The following is a 22,880-nucleotide window of genomic DNA, read 5'->3' as shown; positions in this document are numbered from 1 at the left end:
GCAGGCGTGGGAGAGCGAGGCGGGGAGAGGGGACCGGGGAGAGGGGAAAAGCGCGCGTGGCGTGGCGCCACGCGCGCGACGTGCGAATGACGTCAGGCTTGCTGCAGGAACTCGTCGACGAGCGGGGCGAGCACGCTCGCGTGCGCTTTCGCCAGATCGTGGCCGCCGCCGTTCACGAGATCGAGCTCGGAATTCGGCAGCAATTCCAGCAGTTTTTCGCCGACGGCGAGCGGGCTAATGGGGTCTTCGTCGCCCCACAGCAGCATCACCGGCTGCTGGATATAGGGCAGTTCGCCCGTGAGGTCTTCGCGCAGCGTCAGGAACCAGTCCGGCAGATGCGGATTCTCCTTGCCGAAGCTCTCGCGCCAGTCGCTCGCGCCCAGCGCCTGCGTGTCGAGGCCGCCCGAAGTGACGGCCAGCACGAGGTGCGTGACGAGCGCGGGCTTCGCGAGCGCCGCGCGCAGGGCCAGCACGCCGCCCATCGACTGGGCGATCAGCGCGGTCGGACGGTCGATGCGCTGCACGAGGCGGCGCACGAGGTCTTCGAAGTTTTCGACGTCGGGGTCGGCCGGTTCGGCGCCGAAGCCCGGATAGGCGAGGAACTGATGCTCGGCCTCATAGGTGAGCGCGTTCGCCATCGGTTGCCAGAACGCGGGGTCGCCCGAGGCGCCCGGCAGGAAAATGAGTTGGGTCGGTGCGTTCAAGGTCGTTTCGCTCGGAGCGCGCGTGAAGGTGGCGTGAAGGGGAGCGGCGCCGCGAACGCGCGCCGCAAGATGGCCCGGACCGGCGGCCTGGACCGGAAGCCGCCGATCTTAGCACGCAAGCGCGCGGGCTTCGCGCGTGGCGTGAACGAAGCGCAGCGGCGCGCCGGAACGTCAACGGTACAATGTGGCCGGTCCATTTCCCGCTCGACACCATGCAAAAAAAGCCGGCTCAGGGTGCGCCACTGCCCGCCTACGAACAGATCAAGCGTCACGTCCTCGCGCAGATCGAAAGCGGTGCGCTCAAGCCCGGCGACGTCGTGCCGTCCGAAACGGAAATGGTGAAGGAATTCGGCGTCGCGCGCATGACCGCTTCGCGCGCGCTGCGCGAACTGATGGCCGAAGGCGTGCTGAACCGCGTGCGGGGATCGGGCACCTACGTGGCGCCGCGCCAATACGAATCGACGGCGCTGCAGATCCGCAATATCGCCGATGAAATTGCCGCGCGCGGCCATCGCCATAGCGCCAACGTGCTCGCGCTCGAAGCCAGCGACGACGCCGGCGCCATAGCCGCGCTCGAACTCGACCAGGGGCCGGTCTATCACTCGCGCATCGTGCACAGCGAGGAGGGCGAGCCGATCCAGTACGAGGACCGCTACGTGAATCCCGAGGTGTTTCCCGAGTATCTCGAACAGGACTTCACGGTCGAAACGCCCAATCACTATATGGTGCGGCTCGCGCCGATCCAGCGCGCGGAATTCCGCATCTACGCGCAGAAGCCCGACGCGCGCGTGCGCCAGTATCTGGCGATGGAAATCGGCGAGCCTTGTCTGCTGCTGCTGCGCCGCACGTGGGTGGGCCAGCACGTGGCGACCTCGGTGCGCCTCTGGCATCCGGCTTCGCGTTTTCATCTGGCCGGCACGGTCTGACGCCTTTTCCCGCTTCGCGGCGCGCCTTTCTGCGCGCGCCCGGCACGCCCGTCGTGCTTGTCTTGTAGTCGTCTTGTCTAGTCAATGAGCGCCGCTTCAGAGCGCTCGATTCTCCGCTAACACGCTAAAAAACCTCGTGAAACGTCAGGGTAATCCCCTGGCTTTGTTTTATTGAAACGAGTTGTATATACAACTTGTCGGCGTTAGACTGGGCCTCACGTTGTCGCGACGCCGTATCGCGCCCGAACTTTCCTTCCGACACTGCCGAGACGAAAGCACGCCATGAACCATCCGAACTTCACCGATCCCCGCCTCGATCCTTCCCGCACGATCCGCGCGCCGCGCGGCAGCGAGAAAGTCTGCAAGACCTGGCTGGCGGAAGCCGCCTATCGCATGATCCAGAATAATCTGGACCCGGAAGTCGCCGAGCATCCGCACGCGCTGGTGGTTTATGGCGGCATCGGTCGCGCCGCGCGCAACTGGGAATGTTTCGATCAGATCCTCGCGTCGCTGAAGGATCTCGGCGAAGACGAAACGCTGCTGATCCAGTCGGGCAAGCCGGTCGGCGTGTTCCGCACGCACGCGGACGCGCCGCGCGTGCTGCTCGCGAATTCGAATCTCGTGCCGCATTGGGCCACGTGGGAGCATTTCCACGAACTCGACCGCAAGGGCCTCATGATGTACGGCCAGATGACGGCGGGCAGCTGGATCTATATCGGCTCGCAGGGCATCGTGCAGGGCACGTACGAAACGTTCTATTCGGTCGCGAACCAGCATTTCAACGGCAACCCGAAGGGCCGCTGGATTCTCACGGGCGGCCTCGGCGGCATGGGCGGCGCGCAGCCGCTCGCAGCCACGATGGCGGGCTTCTCGATGATCGCGGTGGAATGCGACGAGACGCGCATCGACTTCCGTCTGAAGACGCGCTACGTCGACCGCAAGGCGAAGACGCTCGACGAGGCGCTCGCCATCGTCGAAGAAGCGAAGCAGACGGGCAAGCCGGTTTCGGTGGGTCTGCTCGGCAACGCGGCCGACGTGTTCGCCGAATGCGTGACGCGCGGCATCACGCCGGACTGCGTGACCGATCAGACCAGCGCGCACGATCCGATCAACGGTTATCTGCCGCAAGGCTGGAGCGTCGAGCAGTGGCGCGAGGCGCAGAAGGTCGCGCCCGACAGCATCGTGAAGGTCGCGAAGCAGTCGATGGCGCATCAGGTCCAGGCGATGCTCACGCTGCAGGAACGCGGCGCGGCCACGCTCGATTACGGCAACAACATTCGCCAGATGGCGCTGGAAATGGGCGTCGAAAACGCCTTCGATTTCCCGGGCTTCGTGCCGGCGTATATCCGTCCGCTGTTCTGCGAAGGCAAGGGGCCGTTCCGCTGGGTCGCGCTTTCGGGCGATCCCGAGGACATCTACAAGACCGACGCGAAGGTCAAGGAACTGATTCCCGACGATCCGCATCTGCACAACTGGCTCGATATGGCGCGCGAACGCATTGCGTTCCAGGGGCTGCCCGCGCGGATCTGCTGGGTGGGCGTGAAGGATCGTTATCGTCTAGGCCAGGCGTTCAACGAGATGGTCAAGAACGGCGAGTTGAAAGCGCCGATCGTGATTGGCCGCGATCACCTCGATACGGGTTCGGTCGCGAGCCCGAACCGCGAAACCGAATCGATGAAGGACGGCTCGGACGCCGTGAGCGACTGGCCGCTGCTCAACGCGCTGCTGAACACGGCGGGCGGCGCGTCGTGGGTGTCGCTGCATCACGGCGGCGGCGTGGGCATGGGTTTCTCGCAGCACTCGGGCGTGGTGATCGTCGCGGACGGCACGCAGGCGGCGCATGAACGCCTGGGCCGCGTGCTGCACAACGACCCGGCCACGGGCGTGATGCGCCACGCCGACGCCGGCTACGAACTCGCGCAGCAGACTGCGCGCGAAGCCGGTCTCAAGCTGCCGATGCTGGGCCGATGAGCGACGTTCGCGCAACGCACGCGCCGCGGCTCACGCTGCTGCGCGGCGCGGATCTCGTGGCGTCGCCGTGGAAGAACGGCGGCGGCGTCACGCGCGAGATTGCGGCTGAGTCTGCGCCTTTGTTGGCCGATGACGTTGCGCACGACGTGACCTTCGCGTGGCGCGTAAGCGTCGCCGATGTTGCGCAGGCGGGGCCGTTTTCGCGCTTCGCGGGCGTCGATCGCACGCTGGTGTTGCTCGAAGGCGCGGGCATGTTGCTCGATGAACGCGATGCGATGGGTTTGACGACACACGCGCTCACGCGAGAGCTGGACGTCGCGCGCTTCGACGGCGCGACGCCCATCGATGCGCGTCTCGTCGATGGCGCGACGCGCGATTTCAACCTGATGGTGCGTCGCGACGTGGCGAGCGGCACGCTCGATATCTGGCGCGAGGCGGGTTCGCATCGCGTTCCGGCGCAAACGGATACCGTGCTGCTGTATGGCGCGCAAGGCGTCATGCGTACGCGCGTCGCTGGCAGCGACTGGATCGCGCTCGAAACCGGCGACACGCTGCGTATCGACTGCGCGCAGGCAGCAGAAATCGAAACGCAAGGCGAGGGCGCGCTGCTCGCCATTACGCTGAACGTGCAACGACATTCCACGAAAGCGCCATGAATCAAACCGTCTGGCATCACCTCAAACTCTGCGCGCAGGGCGACCCGCGCGACACGATCGACGACGCGACCATCGTCGTCGAGAACGGCACGATTGCGTGGCTCGGCGCGGCGTCGGCGCTACCCGCTACGTACGCGCAATGGCCGCGCGAAGACCTCGGCGGCGCGTGGGTGACGCCGGGTCTCGTCGACTGCCATACGCATCTGGTCTACGGCGGCCAGCGCGCCGACGAATTCGCGCAACGCCTCGCGGGCGTGAGCTATGAGGAAATCGCGCGCCAGGGCGGCGGCATCGTTTCGACGGTGCGCGCCACGCGCGCCGCGAGCGAAGCCGAACTCTTCGCGCAATCGGCCGCGCGTCTCGAACCGCTGCTCGCGGAAGGCGTGACCGCCGTCGAAATCAAATCGGGCTACGGCCTCGAACTCGATACCGAACGCAAAATGCTGCGCATCGCGCGGCAACTGGGCGAGCGTTATCCGGTGACGGTGCGCACGACGTTTCTCGGCGCGCACGCATTGCCGCCCGAATACGCGGGACGCGCCGACGCCTATATCGACGAAGTCTGCGAACGCATGCTGCCCGCGCTCGCGGACGAAGGTCTCGTCGATGCCGTCGATGTGTTCTGCGAGCGCATCGGCTTTTCGATCGCGCAGAGCGAGCGCGTGTTCGAAGCCGCGGCGCGCCGCCATCTGCCCGTGAAAATGCACGCGGAGCAATTGTCGAATAGCGGCGGCGCGGCGCTGGCGGCGCGTTATGGCGCGTTGTCGTCGGATCATCTGGAGTTTCTCGACGAAGCAGGCGTGGCCGCGATGAAGGAAGCGGGCAGCGTGGCGGTGCTGCTGCCGGGCGCGTATTACTTCATCCGCGAAACGCAGTTGCCGCCGCTCGATCTGCTGCGCCGCTACGAGGTGCCGATCGCGATCTCCACCGACAGCAACCCCGGCACGTCGCCCGCGACCTCGCTGCTGCTGATGATGAACATGGCGACCACGCTGTTTCGCATGACCGTCCCCGAAGTGCTGCAAGGCGTGACGCGTCACGCTGCGCAGGCATTCGGCGACGCGGCGCATCACGGCACGCTAGGCGTGGGACGTCCCGCCGATTTCGCGGTCTGGCAGGTGCAATCGCTCGCCGAACTGGCCTACTGGATCGGCCGCCCGCTGTGCGCGCGCGTCGTGCGCGGCGGTCAAACTGTTTTCGAACGCGGTCAACGCGCATGAACACCTTGAATTCCGATTCTTCCAATCGCGCGCTGTTCGCGGCGCACGCGTGGCTGCCCGAAGGCTGGCGGCGTAACGTCCTGCTCGAATGGGACGCGCGCGGCACGCTGCTGCGTGTGCAGGCCGATCTTCCCGCTGCGCCAGCAGGCGTGGCGGTGGCGTCCGGTCCGGTGATACCAGGCATGCCTAATCTTCATTCGCACGCGTTTCAGCGCGCGATGGCGGGCCTTACCGAATACCGCGCGAATCCCACCGATAGTTTCTGGAGCTGGCGCGATCTGATGTATCGCTTCGCCGCGCGCATCACGCCCGACGATCTCGGTGCGATTGCGCGCTGGCTCTACGTGGAAATGCTCAAGGCGGGCTATACGTCCGTCTGCGAATTCCATTACGTGCATCACGCGCAGGACGGCCAGCGTTACGCGAGTCCCGCCGAACTTGCGCAGCGCGTGGTGGGCGCGGCGCGCGACACGGGCATCGGCATGACGATGCTGCCGGTGCTTTACCAGTACAGCGGCTTCGGCGCGCGCGCGCCGCGCGACGATCAGCGCCGCTTCATCAACACGCCCGAGCAGTTGCTCGCGAACATCGAAGCGCTGCGCGAAACGCATCCCGAGCAGGGCGCGTTGCGTTACGGCGTCGCGCCGCATTCGTTGCGCGCGGTCTCGCACGATTCCTTGCGCGCGATGCTCGACGGTCTCGACGCGGCCTTGCCCGGCGCGCCCGTGCATATCCACATCGCTGAGCAAACCGCTGAAGTCGATGCGTGCATCGAGACCGAAGGCGCGCGCCCGGTGCAGTGGCTGCTCGATCGCTTCGATGTGAATGCGCGCTGGTGCCTCGTGCATGCCACGCACGTCGACGCGCAGGAGACGCTTGCGCTCGCGCGCAGCGGCGCGGTCGCGGGCTTGTGCCTCACCACCGAGGCGAATCTCGGCGACGGCATTTTCCCGGCGCACGATTATCTCGACGCGCAAGGTGCATTCGGCGTGGGCTCGGACAGCCATATCGGCGTCGATTGGCGCGCGGAATTGCGTCTGCTCGAATACGGCCAGCGTCTCGTGCGCCGCGAGCGCAACGTGCTCGCTTCGCCGCAAACGGCTTGTGTCGCCGACCGGCTTTATGCAGGCGCGCTGGCAGGCGGCGCGCGGGCGACGGGCCGTCAGGTGGGCGCGCTCGAAACGGGCGCGCGCGCCGACTGGATCGTGCTCGATCCGCAGCATCCGAATCTCGCCGAGCAGACGCCGCGCACGTGGCTCTCGTCAGTGGTGTTCTGCGAACACGGCGAGACGCCGGTGCTCGATGTTTATACCGGCGGCGAGAAAGTGATCGAACAGCGCCGTCATCGCGACGAAGCGCGCCTTTATGCCGACTATCGCCGGACGCTCGCGCGCCTGCTTGCCGACGCGTAAGCGCACCGCCATTCAACGGACCGAATCATGACCGAACTCTTTACGCTCGAACGCGGCACGGCGCCTTTGCTCGTTTCGATTCCGCATCTGGGCACGACGATTCCCGCCGATTTGCGCGATCAGTACAGCGACATCGCGCTCACGGTCGCCGATACGGATTGGCATCTCGATCGTCTTTACGCCTTCGCGAAGGCGCTCGGCGCGACGATTCTGGGCGCGCGCATTTCGCGTTATGTGATCGACCTGAATCGTCCGCCGAACGACGAAAGTCTCTATCCGGGCCAGACGACTACGTCGCTGTGTCCCACGGAAACGTTTCGCGGCGAGCCGATTTATCGCGAGGGCCGCGCGCCCGATGCCGCGGAACGCCAGCGCCGCGTGCAAGCTTATTGGCAGCCGTATCACGACACGCTGCGCGCGGAACTGCAACGTCTGCGCGCCGACCATGCGAACGTGCTGTTGTGGGAAGCGCACTCGATTGCGAGCGTGCTGCCGCGTTTATTCGACGATAAATTGCCGGATCTGAATATCGGCACGCAGGACGGACGCACGACGCATGCATCGGTGCAGGCGGCCGTCGAGCGCGGCGCGAGCGCGAGTGCATTCACGTCGATTGCGAATGGCCGATTCAAAGGCGGCTATATCACGCGCCATTTCGGCGTGCCGCAAGACGGCGTGCATGCCGTGCAGCTCGAAATGTGCCAGTCGACTTATATGAACGAGGACGCGCCATTCGACTATCGGCCCGATCTCGCGCAGAAGGTGCAGCCGGTGTTGAGCGCGATGGTGGGCGGCGCGCTCGATGCGGTGCAGGCTTTGAATCGCGGATAACACGCGCGGCGTTTACAGCAGCCACTCGATCGGCAGAATCGAAAAGAACCACACGGCGAGGCGTGTGCTCCAGCGCGAATTCGGTTCGGCGTCGTAGCGGATCGTGCTGTCGCCATTGCGGCGAATCCAGTAGAGCGAGCCGTTCGGCGCGAGCTTCACTTCGTAGGCCAGTTGCGGAATGCGCGTCGAAAACGCGCTTTCGATCTGACTCGCCAGTTTGGGACTTTCGATCACGAGTCCGAGTTCGGTGTTGAGATTCGCGGAGCGCGGATCGAAATTGAGCGAGCCGACGAACACGCGCTGCGCATCCACGGCGAAGGTCTTCGCATGCAGGCTCGAACCGGAGCTGCCGAACATGCCGGGCGCCTGTTCCTTCGCAGGGTTGACACCCGCCGCGCGCCGCAATTCCCACAGTTCGACGCCGCTTTCGAGCAGCGCCTTGCGCCGGCGCGCGTAGCCGCCGTGCACCGGCACGACGTCCGTGGCTTCGAGTGAGTTCGTGAGCACACGCACGGTCACGCCGCGTTGCGCGAGTTCGGCGAAGTAACGCGTGCCGTCCTCGGCGGGCACGAAATACGGCGAAATCAGATCGAGTTCGCGTTGCGGCTCGCCGAGAATGTCCTTGAGTTGACTGAGGATGAGCGACGCTTGCGGCGCCTTGCCGAGCGCTTTCGCGGGGTCGTCGCTGACAAGCCGGGTGGGCGCCCATTCGAAATCGAGCGTGCCGTCGAGCAGACGGCGCACGTCGGTTTTCGCTTCGAGCGAGTCGATATAGGCGCGGGCCGCGGGATTGTCCCGCACCGCGCGCGCGGCGCGATCGAGCGCGTCGAGCTGATTCGCGGGCGCGGCGGGCAGGATGTCCTTCACGGGCCACGACGAGGCGCTCGACCAGTAACGGTCGAAGTCGTGTGCAACGTCGCTGGCGGCGGGGCCGATGGCGAGCACGTCGAGATCGGCGAACACCACGCCATCGGTCGCGCCGAAATACTCGTCGCCGATATTGCGTCCGCCGAGTATCGTCGCCACGCCGTCGGCGGTCAGCGACTTATTGTGCATACGCCGGTTCAGTCGTGAAAAATCAGTCAGGAATCCGATGAATTTCGGATTGCGCGTCACGAAGGGATTGAACAGACGCACTTCGATATTCGGATGCGCGTCGAGTGCTGCGAGCGTGTTGTCGAGCGACGAGGGTATGCCGTTGTCGTCGAGCAGCAGACGCACGCGCACGCCCCGGTCGGCCGCCTCGCGCAACTCTTCGAGCAGCAGCGTGCCGGTGAGATCGTCGCGCCAGATGTAGTACTGCACGTCGAGCGTGCGCTGCGCCGTGCGCACGAGATCGACGCGCGACGCGAAGGCTTGCAGCGGTTGCGTCAGCGGATCGATGCCGCTCAGGTCGGGATGAGCCGCGCGTGCGGTGTCGATGGCCTGGCCGAGCGGCGTGGCGCTCGCTTGCGCGGACGTGAGCGTCGTCGACTGCGTGCGCGGGCCGGGCGCGGGTAATTGCTGGCATGCCGTGAAGGTCGTCGCGCAGAGCAGGGCGCACAACCCGGCGATGGCCGCGCGATAACGCGTTCGAACAGCGGTCACAACCGGGGTGAAGGGCAAGCTGGGCATGGACGGTCCGCGCGTGAATTGACGCTAGCTTACGCGATTGCCTGGACGCGCTCCACGCGGGCGTCCGGTACACGTTTGACGGGCGTTCGGCGGACGAAAGACAACGCACACAAGCCGCGCCCGCGCAAAGGCGGTTGCGGCTCGTGGTGGCGAGTGTTGCCGACCGGGTGTTATTGCGTGTTGGGGGAAACGGGCGCCGCGCCATTCGGCGCAGTCGATGTATTGAGCGCGTCTTGCGCGCGTGCGTGAGACTCCTGCGCGGCTTGATTGCGTTCGCCGCGCGCCTGCTTCACTTCGCTCTTGTACGCCTTCTTCGCGTCGGCGTTTTTCGAGCGCTGTTCGCGATTCGCGTCGCGAATCTCCATGCGCTTCTGGACGATCGGGTCGTTGTGGGTGGCGGCGGCCTGTGCCTGTTCGGGATTGGCCGGCGCGGGCTGCTGCGCCATGACCGAACCGGCGATCATGGCGCCGACCACGGCCAGTACGACGGCGGTCGTTGCGATTCTGGATTTCATTATTGACTCTCCGATAGATGATACGGATGACTAACTATCGGCAATGGATCGGTAAATCCAGCCGAATTAATAACGGCACGACGTATCGGTAAATGCGTGTGCGCGCTTGATGACATCGACTTTCATTTTACTTTCAATGCGCCGCGCGTCAAGCCGATTGGCGTGAATACGCCAGGCGTATGCTTCTATTCATCGAAGCGAAAAGCCCTTAAAACAGGGCGCCATAGACATAATGTCGCGATTCGAATCGCCGTCGATTAACGCAGCATCGTCGCGAGCGTATTGAACAGCAGTGTGCGCTTATTCGACTTCCGGTGAATCATGCCGACGGTGCGCATGAACGGCGGATTGCAGAGCGGAATCAGCCGCAGATGCGGATCGTCGTGCCAGTGGCCGTTGTGCAGCACGGGCAGCACGCTCACACCCACGTCGTTGCGCACGAGAGAAACGATGGTCTCGATCGAATTGAGTTCGAGATATTCGTTCGGCTTGATGCCGAGCGTGCGCATCGCGTTGTCGATCACGGCGCCCGTCGGTACGAGGCGATCGAAACGCAGAAAGCCGCGTTCGCGCAAGATGCGCCGCGCGTGATTGCCTGTCGTCGCGGCGCTCGTCACGAGCATCAGCGGTTCTTCGTAGAGCGGCGTCCAGGCGAGCGAGTCGTGCAGCGCACCGTCGATATTGCCGACCACCACCGCGAGATCGACTTCGCCCGCTTCGACCATTTGCGCGAGTTCGGTCGAACGCGCGGAAGTCAGACGGACTTCGAGTTCGGGATGTTCGGTCTTGAGATGCGCGACGGCCAGCGAGAGCGCGCCGATCACCGAGACCACGGCACCGACGATCACCGAGCCGCGTATCGCATCGTCGGCGCCGGCCGGCAGTTCGTCGACGAGTTCGAGTATGCGCTCGACCTTCGCGCAGATTTCGCGGCCTTCGCGCGTGAGCGCCACCTGGCGCGCGCGGCGGTCGAAAATCTGACGCCCGAGCGCTTCTTCGAGGCCGCGCATCTGCAAGCTCACGGCGGCCTGGGTCAGCGCGGTCTTTTCGGCGGCGGTCGCGAACGAGCCGCTGCGCGCGACAGCCTGCAAGGTGCGCAACATGCGTAGCGTGAGCATGAAAGAAAAATTTAAGTGTCGACAACGAAATATTAATATTATTTTGTGCGCACCTTCAAGATAATCGGCATATCGGCTCGTGCGCCCCGTGCGGCCTGGCCACGCTTCTCCTCACCGGAATCGATACTTTCATGACGCGCTTTAACTGGCAGAACCCGTATCCGACACCGCGCCTGCCGGTGTTCGCCCGCAATATCGTTTCGACCTCGCACCCGCTGGCCGCGCAGGCCGGGCTGCGCATGCTCTGGAAGGGCGGCAACGCCGTGGATGCCGCGATCGCGGCGGCGGCGGCCATCACCGTGGTCGAGCCGGTTTCGTGCGGCCTCGGCGGCGACGCGTTCGCGCTGGTCTGGGACGGCGCGAAACTGCACGGCCTCAATGCGTCGGGTACGGCGCCGGCCGGCTGGAGCGTCGACTATTTCCGCCGCAAGCACGGCGAGGAACACGGTCTCGCGAAGCAGCCCAAGCGCGGCTGGGACACCGTGACGGTGCCGGGCGTGATCGCCGGCTGGGAGGCGCTGCACGCAAAGTTCGGTTCGCTGCCGTTCGCCGACCTGATGGCGCCCGCCATCGAGATCGCCGAGCGCGGCTATGCGGTGGCGTCGATCGTCGCGCGCAAATGGCAGGCGGCGATTCCCGAGTTGCGCGATCAGCCCGGTTTCGCCGAGACCTTCATGCCGCGTGGACGCGCGCCCGAAGTGGGCGAGCATGTGCGCCTGCCGGGCCACGCCGCCACGTTGCGGCGGCTCGCGGAGCAAGGTCCGCGCGCGTATTACGAGGGCGATATCGCCGAACGCATCGCAGCGTTCGCGCGCGAAGGCGGCGCGGCGCTCGCGCTCGACGACCTGCGCAACTATCGCGCGCAATGGGTCGAGCCGATTTCGAAAACGTATCGCGGCTACAAGGTCCACGAGATTCCGCCGAACGGGCAGGGCATCGCCGCGCTGATCGCGCTCGGCATTCTGGAGCAGTTCGACGTGGCGTCGCTGCCCTGCGATGGCATCGAGTCGCAACATCTGCAGATCGAGGCGATGAAGCTCGCGTTCGCCGACGTGTACCGCTATGTGTCCGATCCGCGCTCGATGGACGTGACGCCCGAGCAGATGCTCGACGACGCGTATCTCAAGTCGCGCGCGAAGCTGATCGACCCGGCGCGCGCGACGCATTTCGACTTCGGCATGCCGCGTTCGGGCGGCACGATCTATCTCTCGGCCGCCGACGAACGCGGCATGATGGTGAGCTTCATCCAGTCGAATTACATGGGATTCGGCTCCGGCGTCGTCGTGCCCGGCACCGGCATCGCGATGCAGAATCGCGGCTGCGGTTTTTCGATGGACCCGGTTTCGCCGAATGTGGTCGAAGGCGGCAAGCGGCCGTTCCACACCATCATTCCGGCGTTCCTCACGCAAGAGGTGGCGGGCCGCGACGAGGCGGTCATGAGCTTCGGCGTGATGGGCGGCGACATGCAGCCGCAAGGCCATTTGCAGACCGTCGTGCGCATGCTCGACTACGGTCAGCAGCCGCAAGCCGCGTGCGATGCGCCGCGCTGGAAGGTCAATCGCGATTTCACGCTCGATATCGAATCGACCTTCGATTCGCAGACGGCGCAGGCCTTGCAGGCACGCGGCCATCGCATTCAGGGCATCGACGACCCGTATATGGATTTCGGCTCGGGCCAGTTCATCTGGAAACTCGATCGCGAGAATCCCGATCACGGCTATGTCGCCGCGAGCGATACGCGGCGCGACGGGCTCGCAGCGGGTTTTTAATTTTTGTTCCAGATGCTGAGCCGATCGCCTGCTTCACTGAAGGGGCAGCACAGCAGTGCTATATTCAGACACCCGCTGCAACGCAGCGATCATGCTTACGTTTTGTCAGGTGTCGGAGAGAAAATGGCGATCGAATACCGTGGCTTTCAAATCGTGGTCGATACGAAAGCAGACGCGACGGACACGCAATGGCTGTGCCGCGCGGAAATTACTGGCGTCGAAGGTCACGCGCGCGACGCCGTGCTGCCTGTCGTCGAACTGGCGCTGCCCAAGCTGAAGATCGACGTGCTGATGGGTGTCAGCATGGTCGAGCACAAGGCGCGCCAATCCGTCGACGAATGGCATATCGAGCATCCGACGCCGGTTTGAGCACGGAGCAAATCGCGCCGGGTTTGAAACCTGGCGATCTGTGAAAAAGGCCCGCAAGGGCCTTTTGCTTTTTGGGCCGCCGATATTCCTCGTTTTACGGCTTTACGTCTTCGACACGACATGGCGCGGCTCGCCCGCATGAAACGCGGCGATATTGCCGATCAACTGATCGGCGAGCGCCTGCACGGCTTCATCGCTCGCCCAGGCCACGTGCGGTGTGAGGATAAAGCGCGGATGCCCGAGGATCGCCTGGAACGGATGCGCGGCGGGCAGCGGCTCCGTGGACACGACGTCGAAGCCCGCGCCGGAAATCGCGCCGCTTTGCAGCGCTTCCACGAGCGCGGCTTCATCGACGAGACCGCCGCGCGCTGTGTTGATCAGCAACGGGCGGCGCGTCATGCGCGCGAACGCACGCGCGTCGATCAGATGACGCGTGGCGGGCGTGAGCGGGCAATGCAGCGAAACGATGTCGCTTTGCGCGAGCAGATCGTCGAAGGGCACGTGATCGCTGGATACGGGCGCGCGCTCGCCGTGCGCGGCGAACAGCACGCGCAAGCCCAGCGCCCGGCCCATGGCCGCCACCGCCTGGCCGAGCGCGCCCGCGCCGACGACGCCGAGCGTCGACCCTGCAAGATCCCGGATCGGGAAATCGAAGAAACAGAACTGACCCGAGTCGAGCCAGCGCCCGGCGCGCACGGCATCGCGATACGCGACGAGGCTGCGCCGCAGCGCGAAGATCAGCGCGAACGCGTGTTCCGGCACGGTATGCACCGCGTAGTCGCGGATATTGCTGACCACGATGCCGCGCGCGGCGCATGCGCGCAGATCGACGTTGTCGGTGCCCGTGGCGGCGACGGCGATCATGCGCACCGAGGGCGCTTCGGCCAGCGCCTCGGCGCTGATCGGCGTCTTGTTGGTGATGACGATGTCGGCGTCGCGGATGCGGGCGGCGACGTCCTGGGCGGCCGTGCGCTCGAAGCAGTGCAGCGTGTGAGCGAACGGCAAGGCGCGCAGGACCGTTTGCGGCGAGAGCGTCGCGCGGTCGAGAAAGACAATGCGGATGGGCGGGGTCGGATTGGACATGAGCAGGGGCGAAATTTTCTTTCGGATCGGAAACACGTGAACGAGGCGCGACGGTCGGCGGCGGTCGTTTTTTTCGTATCGGAAACGCTTGGCATTGTCGGGCCGCGCCGCGTGCGCCGGTTTGCCGTTTGCGCCTGCTTCCTTTCCCGTTCGGAAAATCGCTTGTCGTTCTGGGCGGAGGCATTCGCGCGCGGCGGACCTTACGCGCTCGCAGGCTTTCCATTTCGTCAAGCGGCGTTGAGCAACCGTCGATTATCAAAGCCGCTCGCGGCGCGCATCATGACGTCCAGAAACGACACACTCTGGAGACGTCATGTCACGACCCCTCACCGGTATTCGCGTGCTCGAACTCGGGCAACTGATCGCGGGTCCGTTCGCCGGCAAGATGCTCGCCGAATTCGGCGCGAGCGTGATCAAGGTGGAGCCGCCCGGCACCGGCGACCCGCTGCGCAAATGGCGTCTGCTGCACGAAGGCACGTCGGTCTGGTGGGCCGCGCAGTCGCGCAACAAGCAGTCGCTCACGCTCGATCTGCGTGCGCCCGAAGGTCAGGACGTGATCCGGCGTCTCGTCGCGGAGACCGATGTGCTGATCGAGAATTTCCGGCCCGGCACGCTCGAAGGCTGGGGGCTCGGCTGGGAAGCGCTCAGCGAGATCAATCCGGGACTCATCATGCTGCGTGTTTCCGGTTACGGTCAGACCGGCCCGTATCGCGACCGTCCGGGCTTCGGCGTGGTGGCGGAAGCGATGGGCGGTTTGCGTCATTTGAGCGGCGAGCCGGGGCGCACGCCAGTGCGTGTCGGTATTTCGATCGGCGATTCGCTGTCGGCGCTGCATGGCGTGATCGGCGTGCTGATGGCGCTGCGCCATCGCGAGCAGCAGGGCGGCAAGGGTCAGGTCGTGGACGTCGCGCTCTACGAGTCCGTGTTCAACATGATGGAGAGCCTGCTGCCCGAGTATTCGGTGTTCGGCACGGTGCGCCAGCCGGCCGGCAGCAGCCTGCCCGGCATCGCGCCGAGCAATGCCTATCGTTGCAGCGACGGCAAGTACGCGCTGATCGCAGGCAACGGCGACAGCATTTTCCGCCGCCTGATGGAGCTGATCGATCGCGCCGATCTGGGCAACGATCCGACGCTCGCACAGAACGATGGACGCGTGGCGCAGGTCGAGCGCATCGACGCGGCGATTGCGGCCTGGTGCGAGCGCCGTCCGCTCGATGCCGTGCTCGCGGCGCTCAACGAGGCGCGCATTCCGGCGGGCCGCATTTACGACGTGGCCGATATCGACGCCGATCCGCACTATCACGCACGCGAGATGATCGTCGAGGACCACTTGCCCGACGGCACGCCGGTGCGCGTGCCGGGCGTGGTGCCGAAGCTGAACGCGACGCCGGGCACCATCGAACACAGCGCGCCGGAACTCGGCGAACATACCGACGCGGTGCTGGCGTCCATCGGCGTGGACGCGGCGACGCGCGACGCCTGGCGCGCGCGCGGCGTGATCTGAACGGAGACGCATACCATGACGCAGCCTACCCAACGCCTCTTGCTGAACGAAGTCGCCACGCGCGATGGCTTCCAGAACGAGGCGGTTTTCATCGACACCGACGACAAGATCGCGCTGATCGACCAACTGAGCGCGTGCGGCTACGCGAAGATCGAAGTGACCTCGTTCACCTCGCCGAAAGCGATTCCCGCGCTGCGCGACGCCGAAGCCGTGATGCACGGCATCGCGCGCGTGCCGGGCGTCGTCTACACGGTGCTCGTGCCCAATGTGCGCGGCGCGGAACGCGCGTTGTCGTGCAAGGTCGACGAAGTGAATCTCGTGATGTCGGTGAGCGAGAGCCATAATCGCGCGAATCTGCGTATGTCCCGCGAGGAATCGTTCGGACAGCTACGCGATGTGATCGGCGCCGTGCGCGGCTCGGGCGTAGCGATCAACGTGTCCTTGTCGACGGCGATGGGCTGCCCGATGGAAGGCGACGTGCCGGTGGAAACCGTGCTCGGCTGGATCGACCGTTTCGCCGGGCTGGGCGTGAACGGCGTGACGCTCTGCGATACGACCGGCATGGCGCATCCCGCGCAGGTGCGCGACCTGTGCGCGCGCGCGGGCGCGGCGTTCGCGCCGCTCGAACTCACGCTGCATTTTCACAATACGCGCGGCATGGCGCTCGCCAATACGCTCGCGGCGCTCGATGCCGGTATCGTGCGTTTCGACGCTTCGCTCGGCGGGCTCGGCGGTTGTCCGTATGCGCCGGGCGCGACCGGCAATGTGTGCACCGAGGAACTCGTTCACATGCTCGAACTGGACGGCTACGATACCGGCGTGAATCTCGCGGCGGTGCTCGATGCCGCCGCGCGTCTGCCCGCGCTCATCGGCCACGACGTGACGAGCCAGATCCTCAAGGCGGGGCGGCGGCTCGATCTGCATCCGATGCCTGCCTGCGCCTGAACGCCACTGAAATTATTCGAAGGAGTGAAACATGGCTTTGATCGATCACCTCGACCATCTGGTGCTGACCTGCGTGGACCCCGAGGCGACCCGCCACTTCTATACCGAAGTGCTGCAGATGCAGCTCGAAACGTTCGGCGCGGGGCGTCTCGCGTTTCGCTTCGGCAATCAGAAGATCAATCTGCACGTGCGCGGCGCGGAGTTCGAGCCGAAGGCGCATGTGCCGGTGCCGGGCGCGCTCGATCTGTGCTTTATCGCCGCCGTGCCGCTCGACGCGGTGATCGCGCATCTGAAGCAGGTCGAATGGCCGATCGTGGAAGGGCCGGTCGAACGCACGGGCGCGACGCAGAAGATCCGCTCGGTCTATGTGCGTGACCCCGATCTGAACCTGATCGAGATCTCCGAACTGATTTGATGTGATCTGATGTGATCTGATTTGAGCCGCTGTCGTTTTCTGCTGTCGTTTGCCGCTGCGTGCGGCGTTTCCGATCGGAAAACCGCCGTGTTTCCGATCGGAGAAAAAGTTTTCCCGTTTTCCTGCTTTCCCATCTTCGCCATGGCGTCGGGGGGCGCCGACGTCGCGGCGATTGCGCGGGCTTCGTGCCCGTGAGCGGGCGCGCCAGAACGGCGCGTCCGCGCCTTCCTGCCTGCTTGTCCGGCACACGCGGCCCAGTTCTCCAGCGCTCCCGCGCCTCGCCTGCATCACCCGCCACTTTCCCCGCCGCCGCCAATGCAGCACAATCGCTTCTGCATCGGCACTTCTTCAGTCTTTCCTTATGGTCAATCCGCTTCATTTCGATCTGCAGTCGCTGCGGGTCTTTCTGCTCGTGGCCGAGCACGGCAGTCTCACCAAGGCCGCGGAAAACGGGCAGCTCACGCTGTCCGCGGTGAGCAAGCGCATCGCGGAACTCGAAAGCGTCACCGACTGCGCGCTGTTCATCCGGCGCGCGCGAGGCGTCGAACTCACGCCCGCCGGCGTGGCCTTGCTCGATCATGCGAACCGCGTCGTCGATCAGGTCAACCGCATGGCGAGCGAGATGGGCGATTACGCGGCGGGCGTGCGCGGCCACGTGCGCATGTGGGCCAATACCTCGGCGATCGTGCAGTTTCTGCCCGTCGATCTCGCGGGTTTTCTCAACGCGCATCCGCGCATCAAGGTGTCGCTCGAAGAACGGTTGAGTCACGAGATCGTCGCGGCGCTGGGCGCGGGCAAGGCCGATCTGGGCGTGTTCGCGGACAACGTGCCCGCGCCGGGGATCGAGCGGCGGCTGTATCGGCGTGACGAACTCGTGCTGCTCGTGCCGCAGGGGCATCCGTTTGCGCAGCGCGAGATCATTCGCTTCGCGGAAACGCTCGACGAAGATTACGTGGGCCTCAGCGACGGCAGTTCGCTGCTCGCGCGCATGACCGATGCCGCGTTCGGCGCCGAGCGCTCGCTCAAGCTGCGGATTCAGGCGTCGAATTTCGATGGCGTGTGCCGCATGATCGAGGCCGGACTCGGCATCGGCATCTTGCCGCGCGATTCGGTCAGCGACGCGCGCGGCAAGATCGGCGTAACGAAAGTGAAGCTCGCGGACGCATGGGCCACGCGCACGTTGTGGGTCGGCGTGAAGGCGGGCGAGGCGCCCAGTTCCGATGTCGCGAGCCTGTTCGATTACATGTCGGCGCGTAACGGCGAAGAGTGAACGCTGGCCTGGAAAACGACGCGGGCCGCGTGCGCGCAATGCGCGACACGCGGCCCGGCGGGAACGGCTGGCGCGATTCAAGTCGCGCCTTGACTCGTGTGTTTAAACCGGATTGATTTCATCCTGGCTGCGTCGCGTCGTGAGCGGCCCGAGCGCGCGCAGCGAGATGGCGACAATCGCGAGCGCCGCCGAAATCACGCCGAACATCGCCAGCGGACCATGCTGATTGAGCACGGGCAGCAGGATGAACGGCAGCGCGCTGCTGACGATGCGCGAGAGCGAATAGGTGCTGCCAATCGCCGTCGAGCGCACGCTGGCCGGAAAGATTTCCGCCTGATAGACGTGATACGCGTTGCTGAACACATTGGAGGCGCAAGTCGTCAGGAATCCAAAGCAGACGATTAGCGCGATGCTGTTCGAGTAGGCGAAACCAAGGCCGAACAGCGCGACCGAGATCAGCGAGGCAATCACCAGCGTGCGCCGCTCGATCCAGTTGAGCAGCGGCACGGAGAGCAGTGAACCGATCGGGTAGCCGAGAAACGAGAGCGCGACGAACAGCGTGCTGCCCGTGACGTCGAAGCCACGGCTTTTCACCACCACGCCGGCAAGCGTGCCGAAGCCGTAATAGCCGAACGCCTGGAACAGGTGAAAGACGGTCAGCATGAAATAACGCTTGCCATAAGGCGCGCGGCGCAGCAGGGCGAGACGTTCGCCGAGCGTGAGCGGATGCTTGCGCTCGCCGCTTTCCACGAACGCGGCGGGCAGCGCGACGCCCGCGCTATCGGCGAAACGGCCTAGCGTGGCGCGCGCTTCGTCGGCGCGTCCTTGCGCGAGCAGCCAGCGCGGACTTTCGGGCAGACGATGCTTGATGGCCAGCACGAACACCGCGCCCAGGCTGCCGATCGCCAGAATCACACGCCAGCCCGCCACGCCGCCCACGTGCAGCGGATTGAGCCACACGGCGAGAAAACCCACCAGCGGCACGGCGATATACGAAGTGGTGTAGGCCCACGCGGCGAGGCGTCCGCGCCGGTCTTTCGGCAGGATCTCGGAGAGATAGCTGTCGGCGACCGGGTAGATCGCGCCGACGCCCACGCCCGTGAGAAAGCGGCAGATCACCAGCATGCCCGCGTTGACCGAGAACGCGGCGAGCAGCGAAAACGCGCTGTACCAGACCAGCGTGAGCAGAAAGGCGCGGCGTCGGCCGATGCGATCCGCGAGACTGCCCAGACACAGCGAGCCGAAGAACATGCCGATGAACGCCGAGGCCAGCAGCAGCTTGAAGCCCGTGCTGTGTCCGTCGAGCCCGTATTCGTTTTGCAGCGCCGAGCCGATCGAACTGACGAGGAAGATCTCGTACATGTCGAAGAACAGGCCGATGCCGACGACCCACACCACGAAGCGATGCAGTGCGCCGACCGGCATCTCGTCCATGAAGCCGCCTAGCGTGACGCCTTGCGCGGCGCGTGCGGCCCGCTCGCGCGCGGCAGCGGGCAGGCCGGTGTCGGCATCGCGCGCCGCGCGGCCGCCCAGATCCATCGGTTGGCTGTTCATCGTGTCTCCTGGTATAGGTATGCCGCGCGGTCCGCGCGTTGATGCCTAGTTTGGGAGAATTCGGCCAGCGCGAAAATTGCGCATGCCTCAAGCAGGCTTTCCCGACGAGAAAGGCTGCGTGCCCGCGCGGCTGCGCGGGTTTCCGATGCGAAACGTCTGCTTCGGCTCGATTGAGCGCGCGGCATCACGCGTTTCTGATTGGAAACGTTTGACGCCGAACGGCAACGAACGCGCTTTCGTCACGCTCGCCGCGGCCCGAATCGTTACGTAACGCGCGATGCGCAATGGATATTTCCCTGCCTGGATCGGCGATTTGGCCCGCTGCAACGCCATTTCTGCGCGAATCCGCGTGTTTAGCCGCGCTTTGGCATCGATGTTGCGAAGGCACACGCATCATCAACGGCGGACTCGATTGGGGAGAGCGATCGTGCGAGGCATGTCACAGCAAGCGGTTCGAACGGATTTCATGGCCGATCCGTGCGTCGACCGGTGCGCCGGTCCACAGCCTGCCAGGGCGAAGCGCATCGGCTTCGTGCTGTTCAAGGGCTTTGCGCTGCCGGACGTGGCGGCGATCATCGAGATCTACGATGCGGCCACCGCGCTCGCACAGCTTCAATCCGGCGACGACGAGGCGGCGGGTTTCGAACTCGTGTCGCTATCGGTGACGGGCGGGCCGGTCGAGAGCGCGTCGTCGGTGGTGATCCTGACCGAGAGCGTCGAGCGAACGCGCAATGCGGGCGCGTTTCACACGCTGTTCGTCGCGGGCGGCGCGGGCACGGCCGACGCGGCGCGCGATACGCGTCTCGTCCAGTGGCTCGCCGACGAGGGGCGGCGCTGCGAAGCGGTCGTGGCGCTCGCCGAGGGGCGGCTGTTGATGGCGGCGGCGGGGCTGTCGCTGCGCGACACGCGTGGCGGCGTCGGCGCGTTTAGTGGATTGGGTGGATCGGTTGGATCGCGAGGATCGGGTGGCATCGGCGGCACGCTTGCGTCCTGAGCGTGCCGCCGGATTTCCGCGCAACTGGAGCCGCAACTTCAGACGCAACCTCAGCGCAGCTTCACCGTCACGAAGCTGCGCGCGCTGTCGCGCTGAATCAGCACCGCGACGCTCTTGCCCGCCACGGCTTCGAGCGTGGCGGCTTGCTGCTGGGTCTCGACGAGCGTGTCGTCGAGCGACAGCACGATGTCGCCCGCCTGGATGCCCGCGTGCGCGGCCGGGCCGCTCGCGGCGTCGACCATCAGGCCGAGCGGCAGGTCGCTCGAACGCTTTTCGGCTTCGCTCAACGCGTGCGTGGTCAATCCCAGGCGGTCGGCGACGGCGCGTCCGCCGCTTTTCGCGCCCGTGCCGCTGCCATTCCCATTCGCGCTGCGCGCTGCACCGCCGGTCTCGCCGATAGGCGCCGCGTGCGTGACCGGCATCGCCACGGGCACGATGCTGGCGCCCGGTCCCGCGCTCGCGACGTTATCCGCACCGGCCTTCCTGACGGGATTCGCGGCCACGCTGTCCGTGAGCGCCGCGCCGCCTGCCAGGGTCGCCGCCGCGCCTGCTGCCGTGCCCGCTGCGGTACCCACGGCAGTGCCCGCTGCCGCGCCCGCGTTTTTGCCTGCGCTTGCGCCCATATTGGCCGCCGCGCCTGCATCGCTGTCCGTATCGGTGTCGTCGGCGTCGTCGCTGTTGGCGTCGGCGGCCGCGTTCGCGAAGCTCGCCGTCATCGCGTGGCGGCCCCGGATCAGCCTGATCGACGTCGGTGTGGCGGGCGGCAGCGCGGCCAGTTGCCCGGCCAGCGCCGACGACTGCGGGACCGCCGCATTGCCGACCTTCACGATCACATCGCCCGCCCTCAGGCCCGCCGCCGCTGCCGCCGAGCCCGGCGCGACGCTGTCCACGAGCGCGCCGCCCGCGCGCGTCAGCCCGAGCGCCGCCGCGAGTCCGGGGCTCACGTCCTCGACGTGCATGCCGAACGTCGACGACGTGCGCGGCTTGGCCGGCGCCGCGTCATCCACGGCATCGACCGCATCCGCCGCGTCGCCGTCCTTCGCGTTCGCCGCGCCCTTGGTCCCGCGCCCGGCCTGCGCCAGTTGCGCGCGGAACGAGTTGGCCGCCTCGATCGGAATCGCGAAGGTCAGGCTCGAGTAGCGCTCGCCGTCGCCGTACACCTGCACGGCGATGCCGATCACCTCGCCCGCGCGATTGAACAGCGGGCCGCCCGAATTGTCGGGATTCACGGGCACTTCGGTCTGGAAGAACGGGAACGAGCGGCCGTCCGCGAGCGTGCGCGAGGTCGCGCTGACGATGCCGGTCGTCACCGTGTTCTGGAAGCTGTCGGGCGAGCCGATCGTCAGCACGGGTTCGCCGACGCGCACCTTCGACGAGTCGCCGAGCTTCACGAACGGCAGATCCTGCGCGTCGATCTGCAGGATGGCGACGTCGCTCTGCGTGTCGACGGCCACGACTTCGGCCTTGAATGCGCGGTGGTCGGTGAGATGCACGACGACGTCGCCGGCATTGTCGACGACGTGCGCGGTCGTGAGAATCAGGCCGTCCGGGCTGACGATGAAGCCGGAGCCCGCGCCCGTCATCACGCGCGGCGCGCCCGCCGGGCTCGTCTGGCCCGTCTGGCTCATCTGGGCGGACGCCGTGCTGGCGCGCGTGCGCTGGTTGCGCCGGAAGAATGCGGAGAACGGATCGTCGCTGTCGATGGCTTCCTGCTCGGGCGGCGCGGTCTGGTCGTCGGCGGCGCGCGCGCTCACGTGCACGACGGCGGGACCATAGCGGTCGACGAAGGTGGCGAAGTCCGATGCGCTGCCCGATGCGGCGGCTGAACCGTCGTTGAGGCCGGCCGCCGGCGCGAGCGCCTGGGCCTGCGCGGCGTTGGCCTTCGCAACGGCCTTGCTCGCGGATTTTTTCGCGGACGCCGACGAGGTCGAGGATGACGATGCGGACTGCACCGTCGCGGACGACGCCGATGGCGTAGCCGCATGAGCGCCGCCGCAACAGACGCCGGCA

General features: G+C 65.9%; 21 protein-coding genes. 14 read left to right on the top strand and 7 right to left on the bottom strand.

The features are described from left to right. Positions 1-92: 92 nt before the first annotated feature. Positions 93-704: an alpha/beta fold hydrolase gene (locus LDO54_RS29885; RefSeq protein ID WP_224014810.1), complete on the bottom strand. Its 612-nt coding sequence runs from the start codon at positions 702-704 to the stop codon at positions 93-95. Positions 705-916: 212 nt separating this feature from the next. On the opposite strand from LDO54_RS29885, the gene hutC reads away from it, so the two are divergent. The 6 genes from hutC (at position 917) to hutG (ending at position 7,720) form a co-directional block, all read left to right on the top strand. After that, positions 917-1,630, top strand: a complete 714-nt coding sequence (gene hutC, locus LDO54_RS29880; protein ID WP_224014808.1) for a histidine utilization repressor — start codon at positions 917-919, stop codon at positions 1,628-1,630. A 282-nt stretch (positions 1,631-1,912) separates the two neighbouring features. Beyond that, on the top strand, positions 1,913-3,601 hold the full coding sequence (hutU, locus tag LDO54_RS29875) for a urocanate hydratase (protein ID WP_224014806.1): 1,689 nt from the start codon (positions 1,913-1,915) through the stop codon (positions 3,599-3,601). Then, positions 3,598-4,257 (top strand): HutD/Ves family protein, encoded by a 660-nt coding sequence (locus tag LDO54_RS29870; RefSeq protein WP_224014804.1) that lies wholly within the window; start codon positions 3,598-3,600, stop codon positions 4,255-4,257. Before hutU ends, LDO54_RS29870 begins: the two co-directional genes overlap by 4 nt. After that, positions 4,254-5,477 (top strand): imidazolonepropionase, encoded by a 1,224-nt coding sequence (hutI, locus tag LDO54_RS29865; protein ID WP_224014802.1) that lies wholly within the window; start codon positions 4,254-4,256, stop codon positions 5,475-5,477. Before LDO54_RS29870 ends, hutI begins: the two co-directional genes overlap by 4 nt. Continuing rightward, complete coding sequence (locus LDO54_RS29860) at positions 5,474-6,889, top strand: formimidoylglutamate deiminase (RefSeq protein ID WP_224014800.1); 1,416 nt, start codon at positions 5,474-5,476, stop codon at positions 6,887-6,889. The genes hutI and LDO54_RS29860 overlap by 4 nt, the downstream gene beginning before the upstream one ends. 27 nt (positions 6,890-6,916) lie before the next feature. Continuing rightward, positions 6,917-7,720: an N-formylglutamate deformylase gene (gene hutG, locus LDO54_RS29855; RefSeq protein ID WP_224014798.1), complete on the top strand. Its 804-nt coding sequence runs from the start codon at positions 6,917-6,919 to the stop codon at positions 7,718-7,720. A gap of 12 nt (positions 7,721-7,732) precedes the next feature. On the opposite strand, the gene LDO54_RS29850 is transcribed toward hutG, so the two are convergent. The 3 genes from LDO54_RS29850 to LDO54_RS29840 all read right to left on the bottom strand — a co-directional run bounded on the left by LDO54_RS29850 (position 7,733) and on the right by LDO54_RS29840 (position 10,967). Beyond that, entirely contained in the window at positions 7,733-9,334 is a 1,602-nt protein-coding gene (locus LDO54_RS29850) for a phospholipase D family protein (protein WP_224014797.1), read from the bottom strand. 170 nt (positions 9,335-9,504) lie between these two features. After that, positions 9,505-9,849 (bottom strand): hypothetical protein, encoded by a 345-nt coding sequence (locus LDO54_RS29845; RefSeq protein WP_224014795.1) that lies wholly within the window; start codon positions 9,847-9,849, stop codon positions 9,505-9,507. A 257-nt stretch (positions 9,850-10,106) separates the two neighbouring features. Continuing rightward, a complete protein-coding gene (locus tag LDO54_RS29840) occupies positions 10,107-10,967 on the bottom strand; it encodes a LysR family transcriptional regulator (protein ID WP_224014793.1) in 861 nt (286 codons plus the stop codon). A gap of 131 nt (positions 10,968-11,098) precedes the next feature. On the opposite strand from LDO54_RS29840, the gene LDO54_RS29835 reads away from it, so the two are divergent. Both LDO54_RS29835 and LDO54_RS29830 read left to right on the top strand, forming a co-directional pair. Beyond that, positions 11,099-12,736 carry a gamma-glutamyltransferase family protein gene (locus tag LDO54_RS29835; RefSeq protein WP_224014791.1) on the top strand — a complete coding sequence of 546 codons (1,638 nt, stop codon included), beginning with the start codon at positions 11,099-11,101 and terminating at the stop codon, positions 12,734-12,736. Positions 12,737-12,859: 123 nt separating this feature from the next. Then, positions 12,860-13,105: a hypothetical protein gene (locus LDO54_RS29830; RefSeq protein ID WP_224014789.1), complete on the top strand. Its 246-nt coding sequence runs from the start codon at positions 12,860-12,862 to the stop codon at positions 13,103-13,105. A 102-nt stretch (positions 13,106-13,207) separates the two neighbouring features. Here the strand turns inward: LDO54_RS29830 and LDO54_RS29825 are convergent, their stop codons facing one another. Continuing rightward, on the bottom strand, positions 13,208-14,188 hold the full coding sequence (locus tag LDO54_RS29825; protein WP_224014787.1) for a D-2-hydroxyacid dehydrogenase: 981 nt from the start codon (positions 14,186-14,188) through the stop codon (positions 13,208-13,210). 313 nt (positions 14,189-14,501) lie between these two features. Here LDO54_RS29825 and LDO54_RS29820 point away from each other — a divergent pair, with 313 nt between their 5' ends. The 4 genes from LDO54_RS29820 (at position 14,502) to LDO54_RS29805 (ending at position 18,322) form a co-directional block, all read left to right on the top strand. Further along, complete coding sequence (locus LDO54_RS29820) at positions 14,502-15,692, top strand: CaiB/BaiF CoA transferase family protein (protein ID WP_224014785.1); 1,191 nt, start codon at positions 14,502-14,504, stop codon at positions 15,690-15,692. A gap of 15 nt (positions 15,693-15,707) precedes the next feature. Continuing rightward, a complete protein-coding gene (locus LDO54_RS29815; protein WP_224014783.1) occupies positions 15,708-16,637 on the top strand; it encodes a hydroxymethylglutaryl-CoA lyase in 930 nt (309 codons plus the stop codon). Positions 16,638-16,668: 31 nt separating this feature from the next. Continuing rightward, the gene (locus LDO54_RS29810; RefSeq protein ID WP_224014781.1) at positions 16,669-17,052 is read left to right on the top strand and encodes a VOC family protein; all 384 of its coding nucleotides are present in this window, start codon (positions 16,669-16,671) and stop codon (positions 17,050-17,052) included. Positions 17,053-17,413: 361 nt separating this feature from the next. Beyond that, entirely contained in the window at positions 17,414-18,322 is a 909-nt protein-coding gene (locus tag LDO54_RS29805) for a LysR substrate-binding domain-containing protein (protein WP_224014779.1), read from the top strand. Between the two features lie 102 nt (positions 18,323-18,424). Here the strand turns inward: LDO54_RS29805 and LDO54_RS29800 are convergent, their stop codons facing one another. Further along, positions 18,425-19,876 carry an MFS transporter gene (locus tag LDO54_RS29800; RefSeq protein ID WP_224014777.1) on the bottom strand — a complete coding sequence of 484 codons (1,452 nt, stop codon included), beginning with the start codon at positions 19,874-19,876 and terminating at the stop codon, positions 18,425-18,427. Between the two features lie 82 nt (positions 19,877-19,958). On the opposite strand from LDO54_RS29800, the gene LDO54_RS29795 reads away from it, so the two are divergent. Next, on the top strand, positions 19,959-20,147 hold the full coding sequence (locus tag LDO54_RS29795; protein ID WP_224014775.1) for a hypothetical protein: 189 nt from the start codon (positions 19,959-19,961) through the stop codon (positions 20,145-20,147). Between the two features lie 195 nt (positions 20,148-20,342). Then, positions 20,343-20,870: a hypothetical protein gene (locus tag LDO54_RS29790; protein WP_224014773.1), complete on the top strand. Its 528-nt coding sequence runs from the start codon at positions 20,343-20,345 to the stop codon at positions 20,868-20,870. 50 nt (positions 20,871-20,920) lie between these two features. Here LDO54_RS29790 and LDO54_RS29785 read toward each other — a convergent pair whose 3' ends face one another. Then, positions 20,921-22,822, bottom strand: a complete 1,902-nt coding sequence (locus LDO54_RS29785) for a trypsin-like peptidase domain-containing protein (protein WP_224014771.1) — start codon at positions 22,820-22,822, stop codon at positions 20,921-20,923. Positions 22,823-22,880 lie beyond the last annotated feature (58 nt).

Origin of the sequence: Paraburkholderia tropica (assembly GCF_914484835.1) — a bacterium.
Taxonomy (GTDB): domain Bacteria; phylum Pseudomonadota; class Gammaproteobacteria; order Burkholderiales; family Burkholderiaceae; genus Paraburkholderia; species Paraburkholderia tropica_A.
This window is presented reverse-complemented; position numbering and strand designations above follow the sequence as displayed.

What these genes read in the sequence shown, in the direction of transcription:
- LDO54_RS29815 (WP_224014783.1), top strand. Translation starts at nt 15,708, where the DNA reads ATGACGCAGCCTACCCAACGCCTCTTGCTGAACGAAGTCGCCACGCGC.
- hutG (WP_224014798.1), top strand. Translation starts at nt 6,917, where the DNA reads ATGACCGAACTCTTTACGCTCGAACGCGGCACGGCGCCTTTGCTCGTT.
- LDO54_RS29790 (WP_224014773.1), top strand. Translation starts at nt 20,343, where the DNA reads ATGGCCGATCCGTGCGTCGACCGGTGCGCCGGTCCACAGCCTGCCAGG.
- LDO54_RS29850 (WP_224014797.1), bottom strand. Translation starts at nt 9,334, where the DNA reads ATGCCCAGCTTGCCCTTCACCCCGGTTGTGACCGCTGTTCGAACGCGT.
- LDO54_RS29795 (WP_224014775.1), top strand. Translation starts at nt 19,959, where the DNA reads ATGCCTCAAGCAGGCTTTCCCGACGAGAAAGGCTGCGTGCCCGCGCGG.
- LDO54_RS29870 (WP_224014804.1), top strand. Translation starts at nt 3,598, where the DNA reads ATGAGCGACGTTCGCGCAACGCACGCGCCGCGGCTCACGCTGCTGCGC.
- LDO54_RS29840 (WP_224014793.1), bottom strand. Translation starts at nt 10,967, where the DNA reads ATGCTCACGCTACGCATGTTGCGCACCTTGCAGGCTGTCGCGCGCAGC.
- LDO54_RS29810 (WP_224014781.1), top strand. Translation starts at nt 16,669, where the DNA reads ATGGCTTTGATCGATCACCTCGACCATCTGGTGCTGACCTGCGTGGAC.
- hutU (WP_224014806.1), top strand. Translation starts at nt 1,913, where the DNA reads ATGAACCATCCGAACTTCACCGATCCCCGCCTCGATCCTTCCCGCACG.
- LDO54_RS29830 (WP_224014789.1), top strand. Translation starts at nt 12,860, where the DNA reads ATGGCGATCGAATACCGTGGCTTTCAAATCGTGGTCGATACGAAAGCA.
- hutI (WP_224014802.1), top strand. Translation starts at nt 4,254, where the DNA reads ATGAATCAAACCGTCTGGCATCACCTCAAACTCTGCGCGCAGGGCGAC.
- LDO54_RS29835 (WP_224014791.1), top strand. Translation starts at nt 11,099, where the DNA reads ATGACGCGCTTTAACTGGCAGAACCCGTATCCGACACCGCGCCTGCCG.
- LDO54_RS29820 (WP_224014785.1), top strand. Translation starts at nt 14,502, where the DNA reads ATGTCACGACCCCTCACCGGTATTCGCGTGCTCGAACTCGGGCAACTG.
- LDO54_RS29860 (WP_224014800.1), top strand. Translation starts at nt 5,474, where the DNA reads ATGAACACCTTGAATTCCGATTCTTCCAATCGCGCGCTGTTCGCGGCG.
- hutC (WP_224014808.1), top strand. Translation starts at nt 917, where the DNA reads ATGCAAAAAAAGCCGGCTCAGGGTGCGCCACTGCCCGCCTACGAACAG.
- LDO54_RS29800 (WP_224014777.1), bottom strand. Translation starts at nt 19,876, where the DNA reads ATGAACAGCCAACCGATGGATCTGGGCGGCCGCGCGGCGCGCGATGCC.
- LDO54_RS29805 (WP_224014779.1), top strand. Translation starts at nt 17,414, where the DNA reads ATGGTCAATCCGCTTCATTTCGATCTGCAGTCGCTGCGGGTCTTTCTG.
- LDO54_RS29825 (WP_224014787.1), bottom strand. Translation starts at nt 14,188, where the DNA reads ATGTCCAATCCGACCCCGCCCATCCGCATTGTCTTTCTCGACCGCGCG.
- LDO54_RS29845 (WP_224014795.1), bottom strand. Translation starts at nt 9,849, where the DNA reads ATGAAATCCAGAATCGCAACGACCGCCGTCGTACTGGCCGTGGTCGGC.